We start from the raw sequence: 5,416 nt of genomic DNA, 5'->3' as shown, positions 1-5,416 counted from the left end.
CGGCGCGAGGCCCTGGAGGGCGTCGCGTGAGCGCTGTCGCCGCGCTCGGCCGACTGCGCGCCGCCGCGACGGGGCGGGCCCAGCCCGCCGCGACCGTGCGGCACCGCCACCTGTCCGCCTACCCGATGGTGCTCGTGCCCTACGTGCTCGCGGGCGAGGCGTTCGCGCCGCTGGCCGTGCTGGTCGGCACCGACCGGTCCGCGCCGCGCCTGTTCGTCGTACCGCAACCGCGCGATCGCGACCGCCGGTTCGCGCACACCGCCGAGCTGGCCGGGGAACTGCTGCCCTACCTGAACGAGTTCGCCGCCGAGACCGAGTCGATCGAGCGACGCGGCGACGACCCGTACGAACGGGCCCTGGACGCGCCGCAGGTGCTCGTGCCGACGAGCGGCGGGGTGGAATACCTGCGCCTGCTCGGCCGCTCGACGCGCTTTCGGCGCACCGAGGGCGAGTTCGCGGTGCCGGCCGACGTGCCGCTGCTCGGGCGCTGGAGCACGTATCTCGCCGACCGGGCCGGAGTGCCCGGCTCCAGCCTGCTGCTCGCGCTGACCGACCTGCTCACCCAGGCGTGGGCGACCGGGCAGAGCGCGCTGGAGGACGGCGACCTGGCGTCGCTGCTCGCGTGGATCGATCCGCCGGCGGGCCTGCACGGGGCCGAGGCCGCGCGCGCCGCCGAGGGTGGGCCCACCGCCGGGCCGACCACCGACCCCGCCTTCGACGAGCGGCTCGCGCCACTGATCGCCGCGTTCGACGAGGCCCGCGAGGGCGGCGACGACTCACCGTCCGCGCGACTCGCCGAGGACGCGATCCGCGCCGCGCTGTCCGCCGAGCTGATGCCGACGTGGGACCGGATGTGGCACGGCGTCTCGTTGCTGCGCGGGTTGCCCGTCGGCGGCTCGGTGGCGGGCCGTTGGGAGGCCGACCGGGCGTCCTACAGCTTCTTCACCGCCGATCTCGCCGACCCCGAGTCGAGGCCGCAGCCGCGCGTGCCCGGCGCGGTCGCCGCGGCGGCCCAACTCGCCACGCGCGAGCGGGCCCAGGCCCGGCTGGACGCCGAACAGGTGCGCGACGACCCGCTGTTGATGGCGGCGGTGCGGCTGGCCGGCGAGGCGTTTCGCGGCGACCTGGTCGCGGTGGACGCCGAGCGGGTGGTCGCCGAGCCGGGCAAGAAGAGTGCCCGCCCACGCCCGATGCTGACGTTCCGCACCGACGACGAACCGCTGTTCGGCCCCGGCACCGACCTCGAATGCGTCGAGCGCCCCGACGCCAAGGCCCGGGTCCTGGACACCGAACCGGGCCTGGTCGTGCTCGAACTGCGCGGCGGGATGGGCGGCGGCAAGGTGCCCAAGGCGGGCAGCGTGCCCGACGTCGGCGAACGCCTGTGTTGGACCTCGGTGATCGCGGAGTTTCGCCGCAGTCCCGAGTGGCCCGCCGTCGAGGAGACCCCGTGGACCCACGGCGGCCCGCCGACGGTGGTCGAACCCGAGGTCGTGCCCGAGGTGGACGACGACGCCCTGGAGGACTGGTCGTGATGTCCGTGACGCCGCGCCGATCGCCGTACGGGAGGGTGGGCGCGGCCCCCGAGGGGGATCCGGCCGTGCTGGCCGCCGCCGCCACCGACGCGGTGCTCGCCGACCTCGGGTCGGGCCTGCATCGCGGGGTGGTGGTCGATTCCCCGCCGGGGGCCGGCAAGTCGACGCTCGTGGTGCGCGCCGCGGCCGAGTTGGCGGCCGGCGGCGAGCGGCTGATGATCGTCGCGCAGACCAACAACCAGGTCGACGACCTGCTGGTTCGCCTGGCCGAGGACCACCCGCGGTTGTCGGTGGGCCGGTTGTCGGCGACGGGCTATCGGCTGCCGCCCGCGCTGGTGGGCACGGCCGTGGTCAACGCGGAGAAGGCCGAGGGGCTCGACGGGTGCGCCGTGGTGGTGGCGACGGCCGCCAAGTGGGCGTTGGTCCAGGACCGCCGTTGGCCGTGGGCGATCGTGGACGAGGCGTACCAGATGCGCTCCGACGCGCTGTTGCTCGTGGCGCGCCTGTTCGACCGGGCGTTGTTCGTGGGCGATCCCGGCCAGCTCGACCCGTTCGCGACGGTGGACACCTCGCGCTGGCACGGCTTGACCTACGACCCGTCGCAGAGCGCCGTGGTGGTGCTGCGTCGGCACAACCCCGACCTGCCGGTGCACCGGCTGCCGGTGTCGTGGCGACTGCCGGCGAGCGCGGCGCCCCTGGTGTCCGAGGCGTTCTATCCCTACACGCCGTTTCGCTCGGGCACCGGGCCCGGCGAGCGGGTGCTGCGGTTCGAGGACGCGCGCGAGCACGACGCGTACGACGAGGCGGTGGACGTGGCCGCCGCGTCGGGGTGGGGCCTGCTGGAGTTGCCCGCGCGGTTCACCGCGGCGGCCGACGAGGAGGCGGTGCGCGCGGTCGCGACGCTGGCCGCCCGGTTGCTCACGCGCGGTGGCACGTCCTTCGGCGAGCGCACTCCCGACGGGGTGCCGCTGGACGCGTCGCGGCTCGCGATCGGGGTGAGCCACCGCGAACAGCGCTCACGGGTGGAGTCGGCGTTGCGCGCGCTCGGCGCCGCCGATGTCGTGGTGGACACCGCGAACCGGCTCCAGGGGCGCGAGTTCGACGTCACGGTGGTCCTGCACCCGTTGTCCGGGCGCCGCGACGCCACCGAGTTCCACTTGGAGACGGGCCGACTGTGCGTCCTGGCCTCGCGGCACCGGCACGCGTGCCTGATGGTCGCGCGGGCCGGCATCCCGGAACTACTCGACGCCCACCCGTCGGCGGAGCCGGTGCACCTGGGGGTACCGGTGACGTTTCCGGACGGGTGGGAGGCGAATCAGGCGGTGCTGTCGAAGCTCGCCGAACACCGGGTGCTCGCGCGGTCCTGAGGCCGTCGCCGCCTGCGGACCGCGCGCGGTCCCGGTCCTACTCGCCGCGCTCGGTCAGCAGTCGCCGACCGTGTTCGACCATCTTCGCCGTGTAGTCCTCGCCCCACCCCGCGCGCTCGGCGATCTGAGCCGTCGTGAGGTGGTCGAACCGACTCGGGTCCGCCATCCGCGCGGCGGCCATCGCCTGGTAGTCCACCGCCCGGTCGGCCGCGGCGCGAAACGCCTCGGCCAGATCCGTCGAGCGGGCCAGTACCTCCTGGGGATCGGTCAGATCGTCCAGGTCGAAGAAGCGTTCGTCGGGCGGTTCGGGCACCGAGGGCTCGAACGTCAGCGGCGCGGGCCGCATCCGGGGCTTGCGCGACTGGGACGGCATGCGCGGTTTCCTTCCGGCGGTGCAGACGTGGGGTGACAGCGGCAACGGCGATCGCGGCGCGAGGGCGCCCGACAAGATCCCGTGCCTTAGCCATTGTCACCAACGAACCGCCATCCGAAAGAGCCTTGCCCGAAAGAGCGACGCCGGCCGGGACAACGAGGGACAATCCGGGGCACCTCGGTCGGTGGGGGTCCGACTAAACCTCGACATACGAGTGCGCCCCCACACCGAATGGTGTGCGGGCGCACCGCGTCTTGCCGATATCGATCGGGTCGAGCCGGTTGAGGGAGCCGCTCTGTTGTCAGGTCCCCGACCGATACGTCCGGGGGCGAAAGTCAGTTCGCCTGCTGGTGGCGCTCCGCGAGCGCGCGGGCCGCCTCGGCGATCGCCGCGCGCACGTGGCGCAGCATCGTCAGTCGGTTGTCGGGCGTGGGCGCGACGAGCCACACGAGCGGCCCGTCGCTCTGCTCCGGCGGGGGCGGGAAGGTGATCCACGCGCCGCGCCCGTGGTGTCGGGGGCCGAGGCGGCGCTCACGAGGCCGCATCGGCATCACGGCGGTCGGTGGTACGAGAAACCCGATCCTGCGGTATCGGCGGTCGAAGATGACGGGCCCGATCGGCACGCCGTGGGCGCGCAGGGTGCTCAGCGCCTCGCGCCCCAGTCGGTCTTCCACCTCGATCACGTCGAACGTCTCGCCGGCTGCGACCAGTCGGGGAGCGTACGGGTTCCGAAGCGCGTTCTGCGGCAGCGCTGCCGTCGTCGTTCGGTTCACGTCGGCGTCCATCGGTGAGGTGGTCCTCTCGTTTCGTCCACGGAAACGGATACGTCGTCGACCTCTGGGCTGGGAGATCCGCCAAGCATCCGCTCCGGGCTACGTGAGCCGGAAGCGACCGTTCGGAGGACATCCGCTTCTGCCCTAGATGCAACCAGGTCGGCACACCGTGTGACGAGGCCCGCGGTGGGACTCCTGAAGGACACGCTGAGGACTCTTGCCGCTCTAACGGGCGAGACGCATGACGCCGCAGGTGGGGCGGGTTCACGATCGAGTTCCAGCACGGAGCGTACCGGCCCGGTGTATCGCGTGATCGGGTCCGCGCAGTCATGTCCGTCACCCGACGCGTATGGAGGACGCGGTGCAACGACGCACCTTCCTGGCCGGTGTGGCCGTCGCCGGTCTCACGGCGAAAAGCACCGCCGCGTCCGGCTCGACCGACTCGGCGCATCACCTCCCGGACCCCGCCGCCTACACCGCCACCACCGCACGTCTGAGGTCGCGTTACTGGGTCGAGGAACCGGGACGACTGCTTCCGGTGGTGGCCGAACACGCCCGAAACGGCGCCCGGTTGCTCGCCGAGGGGCCCGAGGGCCCGCATTACGGGGCGATAGCCGAGACGGCGCTGCTCGCGTCGCGGATCGCGTTCTTCGACCTGAGCCTGCGCGGTCCGCACGTGCGTCGGTGGCAGGAACTCGCGTTGGCGACGGCCGACCGGGCCGGTGACGGTTCGCTGGCCGCCGCGGTGCTCGGGCACATGGCGTTCGCCCCCGCGTGGACCGGACGGGGCGGCGAGGCCAGGGACACCCTGGCCGCGGCCCGCGAGCGGACCACCAGCGGCGACGCCGGGCCGACGCTGCGCTCGTGGTTGGACGCGATCTCGGCCGAGGCGGAGGTGCGGCTGGGCACTCCCGAAGCCGCCTTCCCGTTCCTCGACCGCGCCGCCGACACCTACGCGCCGCCCGAGCGACCGGGTTCGTGGTCGGCCACCGGCCCGCCCCCGTGGTTGGACTGGTTCTCGGCGGCTCGCCTCGAAGGCTTCCGCGGCGCCGCGGAAGTCGCCGCCGGGCGCTCCGAGCCGGCCAGGGCCAGCCTGGAGCGCACGTTGGCCGGGCTGCCCGCGGACAGCCACAAACAGCGGGCGATGACGCTCGCCGAGCTGGCCGCGACGGCGGTCGGCGCCCGCGAGCCACAGGACGCGTGCCGGCTGCTCGAAGAGGCCCTCGACCTGGTCGGTCTCCAGGCCTACGCGACCGCGGTCGACCGGGTCCGCACCGTGCGGGCCTCACTTGCCCCGTGGGCCCGCGAGTCCTTCGTCCGCGACGTCGACGACCGCCTGCGCGGTCCCGCGGCGCCGGTGGTCGAGGCCAC

5 protein-coding genes are annotated in these 5,416 nt (G+C 73.8%); 3 read left to right on the top strand and 2 right to left on the bottom strand.

Annotated elements, in window-relative coordinates:
- On the top strand, nucleotides 1–1,532 hold a 1,532-nt coding region (locus GT354_RS00440; protein WP_346011760.1), incomplete at its 5' end, for a hypothetical protein.
- Complete coding sequence (locus tag GT354_RS00435; protein WP_161354124.1) at nucleotides 1,532–2,899, top strand: AAA family ATPase; 1,368 nt, start codon at nucleotides 1,532–1,534, stop codon at nucleotides 2,897–2,899. The genes GT354_RS00440 and GT354_RS00435, both read left to right, overlap by 1 nt.
- Before the next feature lie 37 nt (nucleotides 2,900–2,936).
- On the opposite strand, the gene GT354_RS00430 is transcribed toward GT354_RS00435, so the two are convergent.
- Entirely contained in the window at nucleotides 2,937–3,272 is a 336-nt protein-coding gene (locus GT354_RS00430) for a hypothetical protein (protein WP_161354122.1), read from the bottom strand.
- Nucleotides 3,273–3,607: 335 nt separating this feature from the next.
- The gene (locus tag GT354_RS00425) at nucleotides 3,608–4,057 is read right to left on the bottom strand and encodes a hypothetical protein (RefSeq protein ID WP_161354121.1); all 450 of its coding nucleotides are present in this window, start codon (nucleotides 4,055–4,057) and stop codon (nucleotides 3,608–3,610) included.
- A gap of 349 nt (nucleotides 4,058–4,406) precedes the next feature.
- Here GT354_RS00425 and GT354_RS00420 point away from each other — a divergent pair.
- Nucleotides 4,407–5,416, top strand: a 1,010-nt coding sequence (locus tag GT354_RS00420) for a transcriptional regulator (protein ID WP_161354120.1), incomplete at its 3' end; no start/stop codon positions are given.

The organism is Streptomyces sp. SID3343 (genome assembly GCF_009865215.1).
GTDB lineage: Bacteria > Actinomycetota > Actinomycetes > Streptomycetales > Streptomycetaceae > Embleya.
This window is presented reverse-complemented; position numbering and strand designations above follow the sequence as displayed.

Excerpts from the sequence above, each read along its gene's own strand:
- GT354_RS00430 (WP_161354122.1), bottom strand. The coding sequence starts at position 3,272 with ATGCCGTCCCAGTCGCGCAAGCCCCGGATGCGGCCCGCGCCGCTGACG.
- GT354_RS00425 (WP_161354121.1), bottom strand. The coding sequence starts at position 4,057 with ATGGACGCCGACGTGAACCGAACGACGACGGCAGCGCTGCCGCAGAAC.
- GT354_RS00435 (WP_161354124.1), top strand. The coding sequence starts at position 1,532 with ATGTCCGTGACGCCGCGCCGATCGCCGTACGGGAGGGTGGGCGCGGCC.